This window comes from Pseudomonas sp. MF5691, from assembly GCF_016405645.1.
Lineage (GTDB): Bacteria > Pseudomonadota > Gammaproteobacteria > Pseudomonadales > Pseudomonadaceae > Aquipseudomonas > Aquipseudomonas shahriarae.
Window position 1 is genome coordinate 1 of sequence record NZ_JAEKDC010000057.1, and the last position, 792, is coordinate 792.

Sequence of the window (792 nt, forward strand, 5' to 3'; positions counted from 1 at the left end):
CGCGGCGCCGAACAGCCGGGCCTGCTGAGCCTGGCCACGGAAATGCGCCAGCGCGGGGCTCGGGTGCTGCTGGCCGCGCCCGACGATATCGCCGAACGCGACCTGACCCTCAGCCGCGCCGAACACCCGGCCCTGGACCCGATCCTGGCAATCCAGAGCTTCTACGTGATGGCCGCCGGCCTGGCGCAGGCCCGGGGCATGGACCCGGACCAGCCCCGCCACCTGAGCAAAGTCACTCGCACCCACTGAGTTGATTTCTGTCGTTTCCTGATGAGTACCGTGCCCATGCCCGACAATAATAATGACCTCACCCTCAGCGCCCCCCTCAGCGGGCCAGTGCTGACCCTGGGCAATGTGCCTGACGACGTGTTCGCCAGTGGCGCCATGGGCGACGGGATTGCCATCGACCCCCTCAACGATTGCCTGCATGCGCCGTGTGCCGGGGTCGTGATCCACGTTGCCCGTACCGGCCACGCCCTGACTATCCGCGCCGACAATGGCGCCGAGGTGCTGCTGCATGTGGGCATCGACACCGTCGAACTGCAAGGCGAAGGCTTTGCCTTGCTGGTCCAGCAAGGCGCACGGGTCAGCAATGGGCAGCCCCTGGTGCGCTTTGACCTGGATCGCATCGCCCGCCAGTGCAAAAGCCTGGTCAGCCTGATCATCCTCACTAACGGTGAGCAGTTCGAACTGCGCCCCGTGGCCGTGAACGCCGTCAAGGTCGGCGAAGCCCTGCTGCGCATCGTTGCGCGTCAGGCTGGCGTCGTGCAGCCCGTGATGGCCGACACCGCC

Annotated in this window: 1 protein-coding gene and 1 pseudogene; both read left to right on the plus strand. The window is 66.8% G+C overall.

Annotated features, from left to right (window positions below; genetic code table 11):
• Nucleotides 1-249 (plus strand): annotated as a pseudogene (locus JFT44_RS28515) (iron dicitrate transport regulator FecR); the annotation flags it as partial.
• 36 nt (nt 250-285) lie between these two features.
• Nucleotides 286-792, plus strand: a 507-nt coding sequence (locus tag JFT44_RS28520; protein WP_198792962.1) for a PTS glucose transporter subunit IIA, incomplete at its 3' end; no start/stop codon positions are given.